We start from the raw sequence: 20,541 nt of genomic DNA, 5'->3' as shown, positions 1-20,541 counted from the left end.
TTTCAGATCCGTCAAATTTCTTCTCCTCAAACTTAGCCAGACTTTGAACGCCAAGCTGAGGAAGAGGTTGTCCGGATTAAAGGGCGATCCGACAAACTGTTGCATTTAAGAGACGGTCAACAAATAAAACGCGGTTAATCGTCGATGTGTCACGATTCACCGCCCGGCATATTTGTTACGACAGGAAAACGAAAACGGGGCCGGAATCATCCGCCGGCCCCTGTTCCCGTCCTTACCAGATCTTCACGCGATCTTGCGGCGCAAGATAGATCTTGCCGCCCGGTTGCGGCTTGAAGGCCGTATACCATTGATCGAAATTGCGGACCGTGTCGGCGCGATATTGTGACGGCGAATGCGGATCGGTGACGAGCCGCTGGCGCAGATTGGGTTCGCGATAATTGCGGCGCCAGACCTGCGCCCAGCCCAGGAAGAAGCGTTCGTCGCCGGTCGTGCCGTCGATCACCGGCGCGGGCTTGCCGCCCAGCGAGGCGTGATAGGCATCGAGCGCCACGGCGACCCCGGCCAGGTCGCCAATATTCTCTCCCAGCGTGAAGGCGCCCTTCACATGTGCTCCGGGAAAGGGTTCATAGGCATCATATTGCTTGACCAGCTTGTCGGTCAGCGCCTTGAAATTGGCGACGTCCTGATCGCTCCACCACTGGTTGAGCTTGCCCGTCTCGTCATATTTCGCGCCCTGATCGTCGAAATGATGGCTGAGTTCATGGCCGATCACCGCGCCGATGCCGCCATAATTGACCGCCGGGTCGGCATGGGGATCGAAGAAGGGCGGTTGCAGGATCGCGGCGGGGAAGACGATCTCCACCATGCCGAAATTGGCATAGGCGTTGATCTCCATCGGGGTCATGCCCCATTCCCAGCGATAGATGGGCTTGCCGAGCTTACCCATCTGATAGTCGAATTCGAACTGGTTGGAGCGCAGCGCATTGCCGAACAGGTCGTCGCGCCTGATCGTCAGGCCCGCATAATCGCGCCATTTGTCCGGATAGCCGATCTTGGGCGTGAAGGCGGCGAGTTTCTTGTGGGCGCGGGCCTTGGCGGCGTCGCTCATCCAGCTGAGGCCGTCGATGCGGCGGCCCATGGCGGCGATCACGTTCCGGACGAGCTGGTCCATCGCCGCCTTGGTTTCGGGCGGGAAATATTTGGCGACATAGACCTTGCCCACTTCCTCGCCCATGGAGGATTTGAGGAAGTCGACTGCCTGCTTCCAACGGGCCTCGCGTTCCGGCGTGCCCGACAGGGTGGTGCCGTAAAAGGCGAAATTCTCATTGGCGATGGCGTCGGGCAACTGGTCGGCATAGCCATGCAGCGTGCGCAGCAGCAGCGCGTCCCTGAGGACGCCGACCGGCGCCTTGGCGATCAGCGCGGCTTCGCCGGCGACGGCGCTGGGCTGGGACACCAGCAATTCCTTGGGCGCGAGCTTGTTGGCGGCGAAATAGGCGGTGAAGTCGAAGCCCGGCGCGGCCTTTTGCAGCTCCGCCAGGGTCATCTTGTTATAGGTCTTGTCGGCGTCGCGGCTGTCGACCTGGGTCCAGTGGACCCTGGCAATTTCGGTTTCGAGGGCCATAAGCGCGGCGGCGCGGGCCTTGGCATCGGCTTCTCCGGCCAGGGTCAGCATCTTTTCCAGATGCGCGACATAGGCGGTGCGGATCGCCGCCATCTTGGCGTCGGGTTCCAGGTAGAAGTCGCGGTCAGGCAGGCCCAGGCCCGACTGGTGCAGGACCAGGATGTAGGTTTCGGGATCCTTGTCGTCCTGGTTGACGTAGAAGCCGAAGGGGCCGTCAATCCCCGCGCGCGCGGCTTCGGCGGCGAGCCTGGCATAGGCTGCCTTGTCCTTGACCGCCCTGATCCTGTCGATCCATGGCCGGACGGGGAACAGGCCCTTCTTTTCGACGGTCGCGGCGTCGAGATAGCTGGCATAGGCATTGCCGATCTTGCTGCCGGGGTCCGCCTGCGCAGCTTCGAGAATGCCTCTGGTCCGCTCGCGCGACAGGTCGTCCAGCGTGTTGAAGGCGCCGTAATTGGACTTGTCCGCCGGGATGGGCGTGTTCTTCGCCCATGTGCCGTTGGCATAGTCGTAGAAATCGTCGCCGGGCTTCACCGACTTGTCCATGCCGGCACTGTCGAAGCCATAGCTGCCATAGGTCGGTTTTGCTGCGGGGTCGGTCTGGGCGACGGACGCGCCGCCCACCAGCGCAACTGCCGCCGCGCCGAGGAGAAGATATCGCATAAAAGCTTTCCCTTGCTTTCTGGCCGGGACGCTTGCGGGCGCCCCCTGATGGCGGGGAGTTGAACGCCCGGGGGCGGCCATGTCCATGTCGTTGGTCGAAAAATCCGGCTTGCTCGCGGCTTTGGTCGCGGGAAGCAGGATGTGCTTCAGGGCAGATTTATGGACGTGAAGGCGGTCTTCAGCGTTCCCGCATCCAGCGGATCGATATAGGGCAAGCGGCCGAGGCCGCGCACCTTTCCCAATATCGGAATGATCCGCTCATTCTCTGCATGCGCGTCGCCGATGAATGCGATGCCGGCAATGGGAATCGCCCGCGTGCGCAGGGCCTCTATGCTGAGCAGGCTGTGGTTGATCGTGCCCAGCCCCGTCCGCGCGCACAGGATCACCGGCAGGCCCCAAAGTGCGAACAGGTCGATCATCAGTAGCGATTCGCTGACCGGGACCATCAGGCCGCCTGCCCCCTCGACCACCAGCGTGCCGTCCACCTTCGGCAGGGCGAGCCGCTCAGCCGTGATTGCGATCCCGTCGATCCGCGCCGCCAGATGGGGCGAGGCGGGAGTTGTCAGGCGACAGGCCTCCGGCAGGATATGGGAGGGGGGCAGGCCCGACAGGGCGGCCACCCGCTCCTTGTCCCCCTCAGGATCGACGCCCGCCTGCACCGGCTTCCAATAATGAGCGCCAAGCGCACCCGCCAGCCCTGCGGCGAAGACGGTCTTGCCGATGTCGGTATCGGTGCCGGTGACGATGAAGCCGTTCACGCCGCCACCCGCCTCAGCGTTTCCCCCAGGGCGGCGATGTCGGCGCGTCCCACGTTCAGCGTCAGCGAGATGCGCAGCCGGCTGGTGCCCGGCGGCACGGTGGGTGGACGGATGCCGCGCACGTCGAAGCCGGCCTGCTGCAGGGCGGCGGCGGCGGCCATGGCGCGGCGGTCCTCGCCCAATATGACCGGCACGATCTGGCTGCGCGGGGCTGGCAGGCCGAGCGGCGCGCAGATATTTTCGCTTGCGTCGACCATCAGCGTCTTCAACCTTTCGCGCAGGTCGCCCGCCTGCTTGATCCGGTCCAGCGCGGCGGAGGCCGCCACCGCCATGAGTGGCGAGGGCGCCGTCGAGAAGATGAAGGCGCGCGCCCGGTTGATGAGATAGTCGACCAGAATGCGCGGTCCGCAGATCAGCGCGCCCTCCACGCCCATCGCCTTCCCGCAGGTGTGCAGTGTGACGACATTGTGCAGCCCGTCCAGCCCGGCCGACAGCCCGCGCCCGGATGGGCCGAAGACGCCCGTGCCATGGGCTTCGTCCAGGATCAGCATGGCGTCATGCTTCGCCGCCAGCGCCGCGAGGTCGCTGAGCGGGGCCAAGTCGCCATCCATCGAGTAGAGCGTTTCGACCGCGATCCACACGCGCCCCTTGCCGCCCTCCAGCCGCCAGGCGGCAATCAGGTCGGCAAAGCTCTGCACATCATTGTGGCGGGCGAAGACGGCGACGGCCTTCGACATGCGGAGGCCGTCATGGACGCTGGCATGGATCAGTTCGTCCGCGACGATCAGGTCGCCGCGCTGCGGCAGGGTGGAGAACAGCGCGAGATTGGCGGCGAAGCCGTTGGCCATGAACAGCGCCGCCGGGGTACGGAAGAAATCGGCGGCCTTCGCCTCCAGCCCTTCATGTTCGGGCGCATTGCCGCGCAGCAGGCGCGACCCGCCCGATCCCACCGGCACGCCGCGCGCCACCGCATCAGCCACCGCCTGACCGATGATCGGATCGCCGGCAAGGCCCAGATAATCGTTCGAGGCAAAGTCCCGCCCGGCGCGAGGGGTGAGGCTGCGCAGGCGGCCGCGCCTTTCCAGCGCGGCGAGCTGCGAGCGGAAGGGTTCGCTGGTCATGGCGCGGCCTATAGGCCTGCCACGCGGGGGCGGGCAAGCCCGACCGCCGATCCGCCGGTTCGCTCCGGCTGTGGACGGGACGGGACGAGGGGGGCGGCCGACGTTCCGGTTCGGTCCGGGCAAAGCGTGCTCCCGCCTGCGCAGGAGCACATGCCGATCAATGGCAATCAATGGCAATCAATGGCCAGGACAGGCCCCTTGTCGCAGATCAGAAGGAAAAGCCCAGCGAGAAGGAGGCGACATTGTCATTGCTGTCGTCGGCGCCCGGCCGGAAACCATGCTGGTGAAGATAGCCGATCTCCGCATTCACATTCTTCGCGAGCGGGGTGGTGATGGCGATCTGGTTGCGCATCCGCTCCTCCCCCTGGACCCGCTGGAAATTGGTGGTGTTGAAATCGATGAAACTTTCATGGCTGAGCACCAGCGCGGTCTTGCCGCCTTCCCTGAACGGCAGCACATATTTGACATAGGGACGCAGCCGCCAGGCCGTGCCGTCGATCCCTTCGCGCCAGCGTTCCTCCAGCCGCAGGCGGGCGCTGAGCTGGCCGGGTCCGATCTTCACGATATTGTCGAAGGTCACCTGCTGCCGCCCGCGATGCTCCATCACCGCGAAATCGCCGGCATTATAATTGGGGTCGTGGGTATAGCCGGCCCAGACCGTCACCTTCTTGCCGATCTTGTAGCCGATCAGCGAATTCATCTCGACCTCGTACAGCCCGTCGCGATCGTTGCTGAAGCGGGCGACGACCTCCTGCGAGAAACGCCAGTGATCGCTCAGCTTCACCGTCGCGCTGGCGGTGGTCCAGAGTTGTTCGTCCTCGCTGGCGTGGGCCACGGCCGGAGCAGCCAGCAGGGCGAGCGCGGGCAGCAGCTTGCAGGTCAGTCGCATGATCAATTCTCCCCTCCGCCAAGCTGGCGAACGAGGGCCCACTATGACCATTGCGTTACAGTCTTGTGACTATGATATTTCTAATTTGTGACTTTCTGGCCTGCGCGGGATGGCGCGTGCGCCTGGTCAGGCCGGATTATGCTCCTTCAGAAAGGCGTCCATGCGCTGGAGAAAGTCCAGCCGATCCGCCTGGCGGGAAAAGAAATGGTCGGCCAGCGGCTGTTCAACATAGATATAGTCGCGCCCGGCGATTTTACCTGCTGCCTTCAGTTTCTCCGCCATTTCGCGTGACTGACTCACCTGTACCCGCCGATCCTTCCTGCCATGCATCAGCAGGATAGGTGTGGACAATTGCCCCGCGAAGTTAATCGGAGAAACGGAAGCAAAATCGGGCGCCTGTTGCTTCATCCAATCCTTCCGCGTGCCATGATTGAGGAAGCGGCCGTCATAGCGCATCATCGCCGAAAGGTCGGAGACCCCTGCATAAGAAATGGCGCAACGATAGCGGCCGCCATCGCGCTGCGCCCCGCGCATCGCCGCATAGCCGCCATAGGACGCGCCGACGATGCAGACCCGTTTCGCATCGGCGATTCCCTCCTTCACCGCCCAGTCGACCGCGTCGTTGAGGTCGTCCTGCATGGCAAGGCCCCACTGCCCCTCCCCTTTTTCCGCAAGGGCGGTACCATAACCGGAGGAGCCCCGATAATTGGGCTGCAGCACCGCATAGCCGCGATAGGCCAGGAACTGCACCCACCAGTCCCATTCTTCGCTGTCGCGCGCAAAGGGGCCGCCATGCGGCATCAGGATCAACGGCAGATTTTTTGGGTCCCTGCCTGCTGGCAGGGTCAGCACCGCAGTGATCTCCAGCCCGTCGCGGGCCTTGTAACGAATCGTCCTGACCGGCGAGAGATGGATGCCGGGACCGAAATTCTGGCTGATCTTCGACAGGCTGCTCATCACGCCGGCGGAGGTGTCGTAATAATAATAGGTTCCCGGCTGGTCCGCGCTGCCGACGTGCACGATCATGCGCTGATGGTCCCGGCTGGTGGACACGATGCGGGCGCGACGCTGGGCGCCGACCGCCTTGTCGATATCGGCCTGAATCTTCGCCAGCCCCTCATCGAACCAGTGGACTTCCGGGCCGTCGGCCGTATAGCGCACCCCGGCAAGGCCCGTACCAGCCGTATCGCGCTCTATCCCGTCGATGTCGAAACCGGGTGCGGCGAAGATCTTCTTCCCCAATTCCAGTCTGGTCAGATCATATTCGTACAGGGCATTGGTGCCTTCATGGTCGTCACTGGCGATCGCCTTGCCGGGATCGGCGGTGAAAAGCATCGGCACGACCATGGATTCGTCGCGTCGGCGGTTGGCCCGGTCGATCACCCGGAAGTTCGAGCGCCCATCGTCACGATAGAGAAGCTTCGCCATCCGCGTCGTATCTTCATAGCCGACCCCCATGCGCACCGCGCCGGTCGCATCGGCATACCATGACATGACATTCCGGCGCGGCTGCACCACCGGGCGCATCCTTCCGTTGGTGACGTCCACCTCGTCAACCTGCGGCCAGAAACCGGCTTCATCGTCGTAGATGGATGACTGATAGGCCAGCAGGATGCGAGGGCTGCCATCGCTGGCAACCCATATGACATCGTCGCCATTCTGCGCCGCCACATTCTTGGCCAGTATGTTGATCTTCGACCCGTCTCGTTTGATGCTGGCGACGCGGCTGATCGACCAAGGCATGCCCTGCACGCTGGTTTCGCTGCCTATGCCGGCAATCAGCCAGTCGTCATTGACCCAGCGCCACCAGTTCAGGTCGTTTTCTCCCAAGGACAGCGTGCGAACACGGTTGGGCTCGTCTGCGATGGAAGCGATCATCAGCAGCAGCTCGCCGTTGCGTGCCACCCTGGCAGCCAGGTGCATCCCATTGGGCGAGAGTTGCGGTTCCACCATCATCGGCAGTTCGGCAAAGGCCTCGACCGGCCATTCCTTGCGCGGCGCGGGTGCCGTCTCGGCTCTGGCGGACACGCAGAGCTGGGCGAGCAGGACGCCCGCGACGACAGAAAATCCCCTCAATCTTTCCCCCGTAAAATAATGGCCCCGCCTTTCTATAAGGCGGGGCCATTTTCCTGTCTTTCCATTTTTATCGGTGATTTATGCGCCGTGTGCGAGGGCGGCCAGCAGCAGCAGGGCGACGATGTTGGTGATCTTGATCATCGGATTGACGGCCGGGCCGGCCGTGTCCTTGTAGGGATCGCCCACAGTGTCGCCGGTCACGGCAGCCTTGTGGGCTTCGCTGCCCTTGCCGCCATGATGGCCATCCTCGATATATTTCTTCGCATTGTCCCAGGCGCCGCCGCCCGAGGTCATGGAAAGGGCCACGAACAGGCCGGACACGATGACGCCCAGCAGCAGCGCGCCCAGGGCCGCAAAGCCGTTGGGCGTGCCAGCCACGGCCGAGATCGCGAAATAGACGACGATCGGCGCCAGCACCGGCAGCAGGCTGGGGATGACCATCTCCTTGATCGCGGCGCGGGTGACGAGGTCCACCGTCCGGGCATAATCGGGCCGCGACGTGCCCTCCATGATGCCCTTGTTGGTGGCGAACTGGTCGCGCACGTCCTTGACCACGTCGCCCGCGGCACGGCCCACTGCGGTCATGCCCATGGCGCCGAACAGATAGGGCAGCAGCGCGCCCAGCAGCAGGCCGACGATGACATAGGGGTTGGAGAGGCTGAAATCGACCGGCTCGGTGAGGCCGAGCGCGCTGTTGTAGAATTTCAGATCCTCCGTATAGGCGCCGAACAGCACCAGCGCGGCAAGGCCGGCCGAACCGATGGCATAGCCCTTCGTCACCGCCTTCGTGGTGTTGCCCACCGCGTCGAGCGCGTCGGTCTTGACCCGGACGCTGTCGTCGAGATGCGACATTTCCGCAATGCCGCCCGCATTGTCGGTGACGGGGCCATAGGCGTCGAGCGCGACGACCATGCCTGCCAGCGCCAGCATGGCGGTTGCGGCGAAGGCGATGCCGATCAGGCCCGCAAGCTGGTAGGCGACGATGATGCCGATCACGATCACCAGCGTCGGCAGGGCCGTCGCCTCCAGGCTGATGGCCAGCCCCTGGATGACGTTGGTGCCATGGCCGGTTTCCGACGCGCGGGCGATGCTGCGCACCGGGCGATAGTTGGTGCCGGTATAATATTCGGTGATCCACACGATCAGGCCCGTGACCGCGAGGCCGACCATCATCGACCAGAACAACGCCATACCGCTATAGCCGCCCGCGCCGTCCAGATCGGTCCCGAAACGGGCGTTGAGGTCGCCCAGCGCGAAGTGCGTCACGGCATAGAGCGCCGGGATCGACAGGATCGCGGTGGTCCAGAAGCCCTTGTACAGCGCGCCCATGATCGACTGGCTCGCGCCCAGCCGCACCATGTAGGTGCCGATGATCGAGGTGATGATGCATACGCCGCCGACGATCAGCGGCAGCGACATCAGGCGCATCAGGAAGGCGTTGTCGACCCCCGTCACCAGCAGCGCGGTCAGCACCATGGTCGCGCCCACCGTCACCACATAGGTTTCGAACAGATCGGCCGCCATGCCTGCGCAGTCGCCGACATTGTCGCCCACATTGTCCGCGATGACGGCGGGGTTGCGGGGGTCATCCTCCGGAATGCCGGCTTCCACCTTGCCGACCAGGTCCGCGCCGACGTCGGCCGCCTTGGTGAAGATGCCGCCGCCCAGGCGCGCGAAGATGGAGATGAGGCTGGCGCCGAAGGCCAGCGCGATGAGGGAGTCGATCACCATCCGGTCGTCGGGCGCATGGCCTGCGGGTCCGGTCAGATACCAGAAAAAGACACTGATCGCGAGCAAGGCCAGTCCCGCGACCAGCATGCCGGTGATAGCCCCTGCCCGGAAGGCGACGGTCAGCCCGCTTTGCAGCGTGTCGCGTGCGGCCTCCGCCGTGCGGACATTGGCGCGCACGGAGATGTTCATGCCGATGAAGCCGGCCGCGCCGGACAGGATCGCCCCGATCAGGAAGCCGACCGTCGACGTCGCACCGAGGAAGAAGAAGACCAGCGCCGCGACGACGACGCCGACCATGCCGATGGTGGTATATTGCCGGCCGAGATAGGCCTTCGCCCCCTCCTGAATCGCGCCGGCAATCTGTTGCATGGTTTCATTGCCGGCGGACGCCGCCAGCACCTGTCTACTGGTGATGAGGCCGTAGAGCACGGCCAGCAGGCCGCACCCTATGGCAATCGTGACAATCTGCATGGATGTTCCTCTCCCCCTGTTATGCCTGTCATCGGCCGCTCCGCAGGGAATGACGGGCGGGCGAAGGGCGTAAGGGCGGGCGGCCGGAACATGCGCTTCCGGCATCGGGCACCGCGTCAATCAGCATCGTAGCTCACGCATATCATGCGGTCCTACCGGGCTGAGAAAGGTCGGTCGTGAAGCTACATGGCCGACGGCGCGCGTCAACCCGTTACGATGTTAAGGCAAATCAACGCCGATCAGCCATGTTCCCAGCCCAGACGGTCGGGAAGCGGGATCGCCACGCCGTCTATTGTCAGCGTCAGGCCCTTGCCCTTCGTGAAACGGCCGACGGGTATGGCGCGCACGGGCGGCCTGGCCGCGGCGGGCAGGGCAAAGAGCAGTTCATAATCATCCCCCGCCCGCGCCGCCGCGAGATGGACGGCGTTGCTGGCCCCGCGCGCAGCCTCCAGCGACGGGGAGAGCGGGACATGGTCGATGGTGACCGCCAGCCCGCTTGCCTGCGCCATGCGGGAAGCGTCGATCAGCAGACCGTCGGATATGTCCATCATGGCGTGGACATGATGGGCGAGCAGCGCCCCTTCGGCGAGGCGCGGGCGTGGACGGCGATAGGCCTCCACCAGCGGTCCCGACGCGCCGGCCATGGACCGCAGCAGGTCCAGTCCGACCCCTGCATCGCCCACCGGGCCTGTCAGATAGAGCCGGTCGCCCGCCTTCGCGCCGCCACGCATCGGAACCGGGCCCGTCGCCTCGCCCAGCGCGGTCAGGCTGTAGCTGCGCGGCGCGCCCCTGGGCATCTGCACCGTGTCGCCGCCCAGCAAGGGCATGGCATGGCGGCCCAGCGCCTCGCCCAGCCCTTCCAGAAAGGCCGCGTCCCAATCCTCGTCGCCCGAAAGCGCATAGTTGAGCAGGCAGCCAAGCGGCCTTGCGCCCTTGGCGGCGAGGTCGGAAAGGTTCACCGCCGCCAGCTTCCAGCCGATATCGGCGGGCGGGTCGGTGGGGAGATAATGCACGCCCTCCACCATGGTGTCGCTGGTGAGGATCAGGCGCGCGTCGCCGAATTCGAGCACTGCCACATCATCCTGCAGGCCCCGGGCGGCGGGATCGTTCGCCAGCAGGCGGAGCAGGGTGAGGAAACGGGATTCAGCGGACATGACCGGACCCTATCCTCCGAGCTTGCCATGCCCGCCGATCGGCCGAGGATGGAGCGGACCTATTTCCGCACATCCTTCGCCACGGCGTCCAGCAGGCCGTTCACGAAACCCGCCTCTCGCTTGTCGTAGAAGGCGTGCGCGACATCGACATATTCGCTGATAACCGTGCCGGTCGCCACATCCTGGCGGGCGATCAGCTCATAGGTGCCGGCGCGCAGGATCTGCCGCATCGGCTTGTCGAGCCGTTCCAGGCTCCAGCCCTTGGAGAGGCGCGCCACGACCAGCCCGTCAATCTCCTCCCGCCGCCGGTCGACGCCCTGCACGATATCGTCGAAAAAGCTCTCCTCCGCCTGCGCATAGGTGACATCCTCTATGGTGGCGCCCAGGCGATGCTGGTGGAATTCATGCAGCAACAGTTGGAGCGGCGTGCCCTCCATCTCAAGCTGGTAGAGCGCCTGGACCGCGGCGAGGCGCGCAGCGGAGCGAGATCTGGAGCGGTCGTTCATATTCTTTCCATAACGGTTCGGGCCGGACCTGTCGAAGCCCTTTGCCCGACGCGGTGAGGGACAGGCTTCGGCAGGGTGCGGGCGGGGCTATTCCAATCTCAGCGCCACCGATGCCGCATGCGCGGGAAGTCCCTCCGCCTGCGCCAGGGCGACGGCGGCGGGGCCGATGGCGTCGATGGCCTTCCGGTCGAGGCTGAGGAAGCTGGTCCGCTTCATGAAGTCGAGCACCGACAGGCCGGAGGAGAAGCGCGCGCGCCGCCCGGTCGGCAGCACATGGTTCGGGCCGGCGATATAATCGCCCACCGCTTCGGGCGTCATCCGGCCGAGGAAGACGGATCCGGCATGGCGCACCTGACCGAACAGGGCGTCGGGATCGTCCACGGCGAGCTCCAGATGCTCGGCGGCGAGGCGGTCGACCAGCGGCATGGCCTCTTCCAGGTCGCGCACGACGATGATCGCGCCATTGGCGTTCCAGCTCGTCCGGGCGACGGCCTCCGTCGCCAGCCGGGGCAGCGCCCGTTCGACCGCCGCCGCGACCGCATCGGCGAAGGCGCCGTCGTCGGTGAACAGGATCGACTGGCTGGTCGGGTCATGTTCCGACTGGCTGAGCAGGTCGGCGGCAATCCAGTCGGCATCATTCTTCCCGTCAGCGACCACGACGATCTCCGACGGGCCGGCAACCATGTCGATGCCGACGACGCCGTATAGCTGGCGCTTCGCCTCCGCCACCCAGGCATTGCCGGGGCCGGTGATGACGTCGACCGGCCGGATCCGGTCCGTGCCATAAGCGAGCGCCGCCACCGCCTGCGCGCCGCCGACGCGCCAGATTTCCTCGATCCCCGCGATGGAGGCTGCTGCGAGCACGAGCGGGTTGATCTCGCCATTGGGGGTCGGCGTTACCATGGCGATGCGCGACACGCCCGCGACCCTGGCCGGGATCACGTTCATCAGCAGCGAACTGGGATAGGCGGCCCGCCCGCCGGGCACATAGAGCCCCGCCGCATCGACGGCGTTCCAGCGCGCGCCCAGGCGGACGCCCGCGGCATCGACGCTGTCGCTGTCCTGCGGCTTCTGCTTCTCATGATAGGCCGCGATGCGCGCCGCCGCGAGTTCCAGGGCATCGCGCAGTTCGGTCGAAAGCCCGTCCAGCGCCGCCCGGCATTCGGCCGGCGTCACCGACCAGCCGCTGATGTCCAGGTCGTGCCGGTCGAAGCGGCTGGTATAATCGGCCAGGGCCGCATCGCCCTCTGCCCGGACCCGCTTCAGGATCGCGGTCACGTCGCGCGACACATCCTCATCGGCTTCCCGCCGGGCGTCGACCAGCGCGGTGAAGGCGGCGGCGAAATCCGCGTTGCGGCTGTCGAGCCTAAGCGGCATCCTGCACCCCCACGGCCTTGCGGAAGGCTTCCACCAGCGGCGTCAGTTCCGCCGAGCGCATCTTGAACGCGGCGCGATTGACGATCAGCCTCGCCGACACCTGCATGATGACATTGGTTTCGACCAGCCCGTTGGCCTTGAGCGTCGCGCCCGAGGATACAAGGTCCACGATCCGGCGCGACAGGCCCAGCGACGGCGCGAGTTCCATCGCCCCATTCAGCTTCACGCATTCGGCCTGAATGCCCCGCGCCTCATAATATTTGCGCGTCAGATGGGGATATTTGGTCGCGACGCGCACATGGCTCATCGCCGCTTCGTCCTCGTCGGCCAGTCCCATGGGCTCCGCAACCGACAGGCGGCAATGGCCCATGTCCAGGTCCACCGGCGCGTAGATTTCCGAATAGTCGAATTCTTCCAGCACGTCCGACCCGACAATGCCGATCTGCGCCGCGCCGTGCGCCACGAAGGTCGCGACATCGAAAGCGCGCACGCGGATGATCGATACGTCCGGTCGGTTGGTGGCGAAACGGAGGGCGCGGCTCTTCTTGTCATGGAATTCCGCCTCCGGCTCGATACCGGCTTTGGCAAGCAGGGGCAGAACCTCATCGAGGATGCGTCCCTTGGGAATGGCGAAGGTGAGCGGACGAGTCATGACAGGCCGCCCTTAGTTGGCGGGGCGAAAAAGGGCAAGGTCGCTGGCAAATCCCGAACCCTGCCCGCGTGCAGGAGGGACCGGGATCACGCCGCCGTTGCGAGCGCCGCTTCGGTCGCCGCGATCCAGCCGCCCCCCAGCACCCGATCGCCCGCATAGAGCACCGCCGCCTGTCCCGGCGCGACGCCATATTCAGGGGCGTCGAAGACCAGCCGATCACCCTCCAGCCGCGCCGGAACCGGCCTGGCCATGGAACGTACCTTGGCGGAGAGCGGCCCGGCGAAGTCCCCGCCCAGCCAGTTGATGTCGGAAAGCCGCGCCGCCGACACCGCCAGCGCCGCCTTCGGCCCGACGATGACGCGCCGCCCTTCGGCATCCAGTCGCACGACATAGAGTGGTTCGGCCTGTCCGCCGATCTCCAGCCCCTTGCGCTGGCCGACGGTGTAATGGATCATCCCCTTGTGTCTGCCAAGCAGGCGGCCGTCGACATGGACAATGTCGCCGCCCTCGTCGGCATCGGGGCGCAGCTTGCGGACGATCTTCGCATAATCGCCGTCGGGCACGAAGCAGATGTCCTGGCTGTCGGGCTTCATCGCCACCGACAGGCCGAGTTCGGCCGCGATCTCCCGCACCTGGGGCTTGGGCAGGCCGCCGAGCGGAAAGCGAAGATAGTCGAGCTGCGCCTGAGTCGTGGCGAAGAGAAAATAGCTCTGGTCCCGCGCGGGATCGGCGGCGCGATGCAGTTCGGCCCCCTGCGCGCCCTCGATCCGGCGGACATAATGGCCGGTGACGAGGCAGTCGGCGCCCAGGTCGCGCGCGATCTGGAACAGGTCCGTGAACTTCACCCCCATATTGCATTTGACGCAGGGAATGGGGGTGCGCCCGGCCATATATTCGTCGGCAAAGTCCGAAATCACCGAATCACGAAAACGGCTTTCATAATCAAAGACATAATGCGCAATGCCGATTCGGTCGGCGACGGCGCGGGCATCGCGTATGTCCTGCCCGGCGCAGCAGCTTCCGGTGCGCCCCACCGCCGCGCCATGATCATAGAGCTGGAGCGTGACGCCGATGGTTTCCGCGCCCGTGCGAGCGGCAAGGGCGGCAACGACGCTGCTGTCCACGCCGCCGGACATGGCGACGACGATACGCCGCGCATCGAGCGGGTCCTGGAGATCGAACCGGGCAGGCGGGAACTGGGAATGCATGGGCGCGCATATAGTCGCCCGCCCTTCGGGGTGCCAGACGGATTCAACGCTTCGTCGCAACCATCCCCATTTTGGGGACAAGTTTACCGGACCTTATCCTTTATTCCGTAAATCACTCACCCATGGATCTGGGATTCCTTCGGACGAGCGGGCTCAAGGCCGGCTTCGTCAAGCCTTCTGGCCGGCGGCGCGTGCCGGTCTGGCCGTCCTTGCGGGCCGCTTCGGCGGCAGCGCAGGCGGCCAGCCCCACCGCGCAGGCGGTCGCAGGCATCCTGCGGGGGCAGGAAATCGAGGGCGACTGGGTGCAGGAACTGGCCGATATCCTCGCGCCACGTTCCAGCGGCAATATCGAGGCCGTGGGGCTCGCGGGCAGCTTTAACCCGTTGATCGCGAACCTTTTAAGGGTGGGGCAAGGAAGATGAAGGGGGCGTTTACCGTGGCGCTTTAGGGCCTGTTCAGGGCTTGCAGCGCAAACAGGGAAGCACTGCTGAAATCGGCAACGCCAGTGCCGCATATTGAGGGTGATAATGATCGAAAACCAGAAAATCAGACCTGCACAGGTCGTCGGGCCGCTAGGAGAACCCCTGACTCTGGAAAGCCTTCCCCCCGTCGACACGACGCGCTGGGTCGTGCGCCGCAAGGCGGAGGTCGTGGCGGCCGTGAATGGCGGACTGCTGACGGTGGACGAAGCCTGCGCGCGCTATTCGCTGACGCTGGAGGAATTCGCCAGCTGGCAGCGGGCCGTCGACCGTTCAGGCATGCACGGCCTGCGCGTGACGCGCATCCAATATTACAAGTCCCTCTACGAACGGCAGCAGAAATACTGATCAAGCCATTACGGCAATAGAGGGTCGCAACAAGGCCGCCGGATCTGGCATCCGGCGGCCTTCTTCTTTGTCAAGGGGTGAAAGGGAACGTAACGCCGACTTCTCCGTTGAACAGATCAGCCCACCCGAAAGGGGCTATGGTCCAAGGAGAGTGAGATATGGGCATCATCTTGTGGCTCGTTGTCGGCGGCGTCATCGGCTGGCTTGCCAGCATGGTCATGCGGACCGACGCACAACAGGGCATCCTGCTGAACATCGTCGTCGGCATTGTCGGCGCGTTCATCGGCGGCCTGATCTTCAGCGGTGGTTCGATCAATGACGGTCTAACGCTTTACAGCTTCCTGGTGTCGCTGGTCGGCGCGATCATCCTGCTCGCGATCGTCAATCTGGTGCGGCGCGGTTCGGTCCGCTAAAACAGCACCATGCATGAACAAAAGGGCCGTGCCCCCGCAAGGGCGCGGCCTTTTTCTGCGGGTCAGCCCCGTCCGGCGAAGAAGGAATAGAGCGCGAGCACGCCGATCGACCCCAGCACCGCGGCGATGAAGCTCGCCTGCTCTCCGGGCGCATAGACGCCCAGCAGCCGCCCGACATAGCCCGCCAGCAGGGCGCCGGCGATGCCCAGCAATATGGTCAGCACGCAGCCGCCCGGATGGCGTCCGGGCATGATCAGTCGCGCGATGGCGCCCGCGAACAGGCCGACCATGATCCATCCGAGCAATTCCATCGCCGCCCTCCAGCCGCTATAGCATGCATTGCGCCACAGTCGGGCTGTTTTGGCAAGGGGCCCATTTGGCAGGGAGTCCAGCGCCGGGACGGGTTTCGCGCAGCCTGGGAGCGCCGTCGCAATGGGGGCTTGAGCCGGGTGATGTATTCATATAATACAGCAACCCGAACGGCGCCTATGGCCGAAAGATGGGTTCAGGATGAATTACGAGACTTCCTTGGTCGGCGATGCCCCGGCACATGTTCTTGGCGAGCAGGAGGAGCGCTCCGGCTGGCGCCGGCGGCTGACGATCGGTGCCATCGTCGCGATCATCCTGATTGCGATCGCCACATGGGTCAGCATGCATAGCAAGGGCGCCGATGCGCCGACCAGTGCGGCGCAGGCGCCCGTCGTGACGGTGATCAGCCCCGGCCGGTCGACCGTATCGAACAGTGTCAGCGCGACGGGATCGCTCGCGGCGCGGGTGGAAATGCCGGTCGGCGTGGTTGGGGAAGGCGGCGCGGTGACGCGCGTGCTGGTCCAGCCGGGCGACTGGGTGCGCGCCGGCCAGGTGCTGGCGACGGTGGAGCGCTCCGTCCAGACCGAGCAGGTCCGGTCGCTCGCCGCGCAGGTGGAGGTCAACCGCGCCGACGCCAAGCTGGCGCAGGCCCAGCTCGACCGCGCCAAGACTCTGGTCGCGCGGGGCTTCATCAGCCAGGCCGATATCGATCAGCGGACCGCGACCCGTGATGCCGCCAATGCCCGCGTTAACGTCGCGGTCGCGCAACTGGCCGAGCAGCGCGCCCGTACCGGCCGGCTGGACATTCGCGCTCCCGCCGCCGGACTGGTGCTGACCCGCGCGGTGGAACCCGGCCAGATCGTGAGCGCGGGCAGCGCCGTATTGTTCCGCATGGCGAAGGACGGGGAGATGGAAATGCTCGCCCAGCTCAGCGAAGGCGATCTGGCGACCATTCGTCCGGGCAACGGCGCCACGGTGACCCCGGTCGGCGGCACGGCGCAATTTGCCGGGCGCGTGTGGCAGGTGTCGCCCGTCGTCGACAACCAGACGAGGCAGGGCATCGCCCGTATCGCCATCCCCTATAATCCGGCGATCCGTCCGGGCGGCTTCGCCTCCGCCACGATCGTGAGCGGCACCGGCTATGCGCCGATGCTGCCGGAATCGGCGGTGCAGAGCGATGAGAAGGGCAATTATGTCTATGTCGTCAACGGCCGCGACGAAGTGCAGAGGCGCGACGTCAAGATCGGTCAGGTGACCGATGTCGGGGTGGCGATCCTGAACGGCCTCAATGGCGACGAACGCATCGTGGCTTCGGCCGGGGCCTTCCTGACGCCGGGGCAGAAGGTGAAGCCCGAGGTCAGCAGGTCGAAATGAAGCGGCGGGACGCGCCCGCCCGGCGCGTCCACCGGCAGGCGAGGAAGCCGTCATGAGTTTTCGTAATATCTCCGCCTGGGCCATCCGCAACCCGGTGTCGCCGATCGTGCTGTTCGTCGCGCTGCTGCTGGCCGGCCTGGTCAGTTTCAGCCGGATGGACGTCAACCAGAATCCGGACGTCAGCTTCCCCATGGTCAGCGTCGTCGTGCTCCAGCCCGGCGCCGCGCCGACGGAGCTGGAAACGCAGGTCACGCAGCGCGTCGAAGCCGCCGTGCGCGGCATCAGCGGCGTGGACGAAATCACCTCCTGGGTGTCGGAGGGCCAGTCCAACACCAATGTGCAGTTCCAGATCGGAACGCCGGTCGACCGCGCCGTCAATGATGTGAAGAATGCCGTCGACCAGATCCGCAGCGACCTGCCCGAGGGAATCCTGGCGCCGCGGGTCAGCCGCGTCGACATCGACGGCGGGCCGATCGCCTATTTCAGCGCCGAAGCGACGGACATGACGCTGGAAGAACTGTCCTGGTACGTCGACAATACCGTCGCCAAGCGGTTGCTGGGGGTGCCGGGCATGGCGGCGGTCAAGCGCGGCGGCGGCGTTTCCCGCGAAATCCGCGTGATCCTGAACCCCGCCAAGCTGCAATCGCATGGCATCACCGCCGGCCAGGTCAACCAGCAGCTTCAGCAGGTGAATCTGAATGCGGCTGGCGGCCGGACCGAGATCGCCGGTGCCGAACAGGCGATCCGCGTGCTGGGTAACGCCCGTGACGCCTATGCGCTGGGCCAGACCCAGATCGCCATTTCCGGCGGCCGCACCGTCAAGCTGGCCGACCTAGCCGATGTGCGCGACATGTATGCCGAACAGCGTTCGCTGTCGCTGATGAACGGGCGGCAGGTGACCAGCTTCAGCATGGAAAAGGCCAAGGGATCGTCCGACGTCACCGTGTTCGACGATGCGATGAAGGTGCTGGACCAGTTGCGGAAGGAAAATCCGAAGGTCCAGTACAAGCAGCTCTATACCAGCGTCGAATATACCAGAGGCCAATATCACAGCGCCATGCAGGCGATGATCGAGGGGGCGGTGCTGGCCGTGGTCATCGTCTTCCTGTTCCTGCGCGACTGGCGCGCGACGATGATCTCCGCGCTGGCCATTCCGCTGTCCGCGATTCCGGCCTTCTGGTTCATGGACATGATGGGCTTTACCCTGAACGGCATCTCGCTGCTGGCGCTCAGCCTGGTCGCGGGCGTGCTGGTCGACGACGCGATCGTGGAGATCGAGAATATCGTGCGCCACATGCGCATGGGCAAAAGCGCCTATCAGGCGTCCATCGACGCCGCTGATGAAATCGGGCTGGCGGTGCTGGCCACCACCATGGCCATCGTCGCGGTGTTCCTGCCGGTGGCGTTGATGCCGGGCATTTCCGGACAGTTCTTCATCCAGTTCGGCATGACGGTCGTGGTCGCCGTGCTGCTCAGCCTGGCGGTCGCACGCCTGATCACGCCGATGATCGCGGCCTATTTCCTGAAGGCCCATGGCCAGGAAAGCCATGGCGAAGGCCGGATGATGGACGTGTACATGGCCGTGCTGCGCTGGTCGCTGGACGAGCGCAAGGCCGTGGCCCATCGCGCCCGCGGCGGCCGGGCGCGTTTCACCGCCTGGCTGCGCGACCATCGCATCTGGACGATGGGCATGGGCTTTCTGGCTTTCGCCGCCACGATCTTCGCCTTCGCCACGCTGCCCATGTCGTTCCAGCCGACGATCGACACCGATTTCAGCCAGGTGAAGATCGAGACCGTGCCCGGCAGCACGTTGCAGCAGACGACGGCGATCACGCGCAAGGTCGCGGACATGCTGGCCGCCGACAAGGACATGGTCGAGGCCGCCTTTGCCGATATCCAGACGACCGGCGCCGACATCTTCCTGACGCTGCGGAAGGACCGGCCGATCTCCTCGGTCGAATGGGAACGCAAGATCGCGCCCCAATTCCAGCAGGTGGCCGACGCCCGCGTCAATTTCCAGTCGCAGTCGGGCGGCGGCTTCGGCCGCGACATCATCATCATGTTCGGCAGCGACGATCCCGTGAGGCTGGAGCAGACCGCCAACAAGCTGGTGGCGGAAATGGCGGGCATTCGCGAAATTCGCGCGCCGCGCGTGGCGGGCGACATGAACCGGCCCGAGATCGTCATCAAGCCGCGATTCGACCTCGCCGCCAGCCTGGGCGTCACCACCGCCGCGCTCAGCCAGACGATCCGCGTCGCGACGATCGGCGACATCGATCAAAACAGCGCCAAATTCTCCCTGTCCGACCGGCAGATTCCGATTCGCGTGGCGGTCGCGGAAAACAGCCGGCGCGATCTGGCGACCATCCAGAACATGCCGGTGCCCACTGTCAATGGCGGCTCCGTGCCGTTGAAGGTCGTGGCCGATATCGAATTCGGCGCCGGTCCGACGCAGATCCGCCGATACAACCAGATCCGCCGCATCGTCGTGGGTGCGGACCTGGCGCCGGGCGTCGTCACCAGCGAGGCGATGGCGAAGATCGACGCCCTGCCGACGATGAAGGCGATCGCCGCAGGCCAGATCCCGGGCGTGCAGAAGCTGAATACCGGCGACAGCAAGTGGCAGGCGGAGATGATCCAGAACTTCATGATCGCCGTCGTTTCCGGCATCATGCTGGTGCTGGCGGTGCTGACGCTGCTGTACAAGCGGCTGATGCCGCCCTTCGTCAACCTGGGGTCGCTGGTGCTGGCGCCGCTGGGCGGGGCGATCGCCCTGCACCTGACGGGCAATCCGGTGTCCATGCCAGTGCTGATCGGGCTGCTGATGCTGCTGGGCATCGTCGCGAAGAATTCCATCCTCGTCATCGACTTCGCGCTGGAGGAGATGGGCAAGGGCGTTCCGAAGCTGGAGGCGATCATCGATGCCGGGCACAAGCGCGCGCAGCCGATCGTCATGACCACTGTGGCGATGGTGGCCGGAATGGTGCCGACCGCCGCGTCGCTGAGCGGCGACGGCGCCTGGCGCGCGCCCATGGGCATCACCGTGATCGGCGGCCTGATCCTGTCGACCGTGCTGACGCTGGTGATCGTGCCTGCGACCTTCAGCCTGGCGCTGGGGATCGAGGAATGGATCGGTCCGCGCCTGGGCCGCCGCCTGCTGACATACAAGCCCGGCGACGATCGCGCGGGAGCGACGCAGCCGGCGGAGTAGGGATCGCGGGCGGACATTTGCTCACGGCAACGGCTTGATGGCGCGTCCTGTGCCGGTGGAGGCCGGGGCCAGGTTCAGGCGTGACGCTGTTCCATCGGGTACGGAACTGGGTTCCTGCCTTCGCAGGAGCACCGTGCGCCTGACATCCGCTGCCGCCCGTTGCCGGATTGCATCCGCCTTCCCGCAAAAGAAGCGCTTGCCTGAACGAAACGGCGG

General features: G+C 65.3%; 17 protein-coding genes. 5 read left to right on the top strand and 12 right to left on the bottom strand.

Going from position 1 to position 20,541, the window contains the following annotated elements:
* Nucleotides 1-232 precede the first annotated feature (232 nt).
* From ACN9MX_RS10925 to mnmA, 11 genes are all read right to left on the bottom strand, one after another.
* A complete protein-coding gene (locus ACN9MX_RS10925; protein WP_426386982.1) occupies nt 233-2,248 on the bottom strand; it encodes a M13 family metallopeptidase in 2,016 nt (671 codons plus the stop codon).
* A 146-nt stretch (nt 2,249-2,394) separates the two neighbouring features.
* Nucleotides 2,395-3,006 (bottom strand): dethiobiotin synthase, encoded by a 612-nt coding sequence (bioD, locus tag ACN9MX_RS10920; protein WP_426386981.1) that lies wholly within the window; start codon nt 3,004-3,006, stop codon nt 2,395-2,397.
* Nucleotides 3,003-4,127 carry an 8-amino-7-oxononanoate synthase gene (locus ACN9MX_RS10915; RefSeq protein WP_426386980.1) on the bottom strand — a complete coding sequence of 375 codons (1,125 nt, stop codon included), beginning with the start codon at nt 4,125-4,127 and terminating at the stop codon, nt 3,003-3,005. Before ACN9MX_RS10915 ends, bioD begins: the two co-directional genes overlap by 4 nt.
* Before the next feature lie 208 nt (nt 4,128-4,335).
* Nucleotides 4,336-5,016 carry a DUF2490 domain-containing protein gene (locus ACN9MX_RS10910; RefSeq protein WP_363737492.1) on the bottom strand — a complete coding sequence of 227 codons (681 nt, stop codon included), beginning with the start codon at nt 5,014-5,016 and terminating at the stop codon, nt 4,336-4,338.
* Between the two features lie 126 nt (nt 5,017-5,142).
* Entirely contained in the window at nt 5,143-7,092 is a 1,950-nt protein-coding gene (locus ACN9MX_RS10905) for an alpha/beta hydrolase family protein (protein WP_426386979.1), read from the bottom strand.
* Nucleotides 7,093-7,170: 78 nt separating this feature from the next.
* Nucleotides 7,171-9,294, bottom strand: a complete 2,124-nt coding sequence (locus tag ACN9MX_RS10900; RefSeq protein ID WP_426386977.1) for a sodium-translocating pyrophosphatase — start codon at nt 9,292-9,294, stop codon at nt 7,171-7,173.
* A gap of 239 nt (nt 9,295-9,533) precedes the next feature.
* On the bottom strand, nt 9,534-10,448 hold the full coding sequence (thiL, locus tag ACN9MX_RS10895) for a thiamine-phosphate kinase (RefSeq protein ID WP_426386976.1): 915 nt from the start codon (nt 10,446-10,448) through the stop codon (nt 9,534-9,536).
* 59 nt (nt 10,449-10,507) lie between these two features.
* Nucleotides 10,508-10,954 carry a transcription antitermination factor NusB gene (nusB, locus tag ACN9MX_RS10890; RefSeq protein ID WP_133652460.1) on the bottom strand — a complete coding sequence of 149 codons (447 nt, stop codon included), beginning with the start codon at nt 10,952-10,954 and terminating at the stop codon, nt 10,508-10,510.
* 87 nt (nt 10,955-11,041) lie between these two features.
* A complete protein-coding gene (gene hisD, locus ACN9MX_RS10885; RefSeq protein WP_426386974.1) occupies nt 11,042-12,331 on the bottom strand; it encodes a histidinol dehydrogenase in 1,290 nt (429 codons plus the stop codon).
* On the bottom strand, nt 12,321-12,983 hold the full coding sequence (gene hisG / locus ACN9MX_RS10880; RefSeq protein ID WP_426386973.1) for an ATP phosphoribosyltransferase: 663 nt from the start codon (nt 12,981-12,983) through the stop codon (nt 12,321-12,323). Before hisG ends, hisD begins: the two co-directional genes overlap by 11 nt.
* 86 nt (nt 12,984-13,069) lie before the next feature.
* Nucleotides 13,070-14,191: a tRNA 2-thiouridine(34) synthase MnmA gene (mnmA, locus tag ACN9MX_RS10875; protein ID WP_426386972.1), complete on the bottom strand. Its 1,122-nt coding sequence runs from the start codon at nt 14,189-14,191 to the stop codon at nt 13,070-13,072.
* Between the two features lie 122 nt (nt 14,192-14,313).
* On the opposite strand from mnmA, the gene ACN9MX_RS10870 reads away from it, so the two are divergent.
* The 3 genes from ACN9MX_RS10870 to ACN9MX_RS10860 all read left to right on the top strand — a co-directional run bounded on the left by ACN9MX_RS10870 (nt 14,314) and on the right by ACN9MX_RS10860 (nt 15,431).
* The gene (locus tag ACN9MX_RS10870) at nt 14,314-14,613 is read left to right on the top strand and encodes a hypothetical protein (RefSeq protein ID WP_363737499.1); all 300 of its coding nucleotides are present in this window, start codon (nt 14,314-14,316) and stop codon (nt 14,611-14,613) included.
* A gap of 105 nt (nt 14,614-14,718) precedes the next feature.
* Nucleotides 14,719-15,018 carry a DUF1153 domain-containing protein gene (locus ACN9MX_RS10865; RefSeq protein WP_007687284.1) on the top strand — a complete coding sequence of 100 codons (300 nt, stop codon included), beginning with the start codon at nt 14,719-14,721 and terminating at the stop codon, nt 15,016-15,018.
* Between the two features lie 158 nt (nt 15,019-15,176).
* Nucleotides 15,177-15,431: a GlsB/YeaQ/YmgE family stress response membrane protein gene (locus tag ACN9MX_RS10860; protein ID WP_013848281.1), complete on the top strand. Its 255-nt coding sequence runs from the start codon at nt 15,177-15,179 to the stop codon at nt 15,429-15,431.
* A 62-nt stretch (nt 15,432-15,493) separates the two neighbouring features.
* Here the strand turns inward: ACN9MX_RS10860 and ACN9MX_RS10855 are convergent, their stop codons facing one another.
* The gene (locus tag ACN9MX_RS10855; RefSeq protein WP_426386970.1) at nt 15,494-15,742 is read right to left on the bottom strand and encodes a GlsB/YeaQ/YmgE family stress response membrane protein; all 249 of its coding nucleotides are present in this window, start codon (nt 15,740-15,742) and stop codon (nt 15,494-15,496) included.
* 199 nt (nt 15,743-15,941) lie between these two features.
* On the opposite strand from ACN9MX_RS10855, the gene ACN9MX_RS10850 reads away from it, so the two are divergent.
* Complete coding sequence (locus ACN9MX_RS10850; RefSeq protein WP_363737501.1) at nt 15,942-17,114, top strand: efflux RND transporter periplasmic adaptor subunit; 1,173 nt, start codon at nt 15,942-15,944, stop codon at nt 17,112-17,114.
* A 52-nt stretch (nt 17,115-17,166) separates the two neighbouring features.
* Entirely contained in the window at nt 17,167-20,325 is a 3,159-nt protein-coding gene (locus ACN9MX_RS10845) for an efflux RND transporter permease subunit (RefSeq protein ID WP_426386968.1), read from the top strand.
* The last annotated feature ends 216 nt before the right edge of the window (nt 20,326-20,541 follow it).

This window comes from Sphingobium sp. R-21 (assembly GCF_049913335.1).
Classification (GTDB): Bacteria; Pseudomonadota; Alphaproteobacteria; order Sphingomonadales; family Sphingomonadaceae; genus Sphingobium.
This window is presented reverse-complemented; position numbering and strand designations above follow the sequence as displayed.

Coding starts and splice junctions, on each gene's coding strand:
- ACN9MX_RS10855 (WP_426386970.1), bottom strand. CDS start 15,742: ATGGAATTGCTCGGATGGATCATGGTCGGCCTGTTCGCGGGCGCCATC.
- nusB (WP_133652460.1), bottom strand. CDS start 10,954: ATGAACGACCGCTCCAGATCTCGCTCCGCTGCGCGCCTCGCCGCGGTC.
- thiL (WP_426386976.1), bottom strand. CDS start 10,448: ATGTCCGCTGAATCCCGTTTCCTCACCCTGCTCCGCCTGCTGGCGAAC.
- hisG (WP_426386973.1), bottom strand. CDS start 12,983: ATGACTCGTCCGCTCACCTTCGCCATTCCCAAGGGACGCATCCTCGAT.
- ACN9MX_RS10915 (WP_426386980.1), bottom strand. CDS start 4,127: ATGACCAGCGAACCCTTCCGCTCGCAGCTCGCCGCGCTGGAAAGGCGC.
- ACN9MX_RS10870 (WP_363737499.1), top strand. CDS start 14,314: ATGGATCTGGGATTCCTTCGGACGAGCGGGCTCAAGGCCGGCTTCGTC.
- mnmA (WP_426386972.1), bottom strand. CDS start 14,191: ATGCATTCCCAGTTCCCGCCTGCCCGGTTCGATCTCCAGGACCCGCTC.
- hisD (WP_426386974.1), bottom strand. CDS start 12,331: ATGCCGCTTAGGCTCGACAGCCGCAACGCGGATTTCGCCGCCGCCTTC.
- ACN9MX_RS10900 (WP_426386977.1), bottom strand. CDS start 9,294: ATGCAGATTGTCACGATTGCCATAGGGTGCGGCCTGCTGGCCGTGCTC.
- ACN9MX_RS10845 (WP_426386968.1), top strand. CDS start 17,167: ATGAGTTTTCGTAATATCTCCGCCTGGGCCATCCGCAACCCGGTGTCG.
- ACN9MX_RS10925 (WP_426386982.1), bottom strand. CDS start 2,248: ATGCGATATCTTCTCCTCGGCGCGGCGGCAGTTGCGCTGGTGGGCGGC.
- ACN9MX_RS10910 (WP_363737492.1), bottom strand. CDS start 5,016: ATGCGACTGACCTGCAAGCTGCTGCCCGCGCTCGCCCTGCTGGCTGCT.
- ACN9MX_RS10865 (WP_007687284.1), top strand. CDS start 14,719: ATGATCGAAAACCAGAAAATCAGACCTGCACAGGTCGTCGGGCCGCTA.
- ACN9MX_RS10860 (WP_013848281.1), top strand. CDS start 15,177: ATGGGCATCATCTTGTGGCTCGTTGTCGGCGGCGTCATCGGCTGGCTT.
- ACN9MX_RS10850 (WP_363737501.1), top strand. CDS start 15,942: ATGAATTACGAGACTTCCTTGGTCGGCGATGCCCCGGCACATGTTCTT.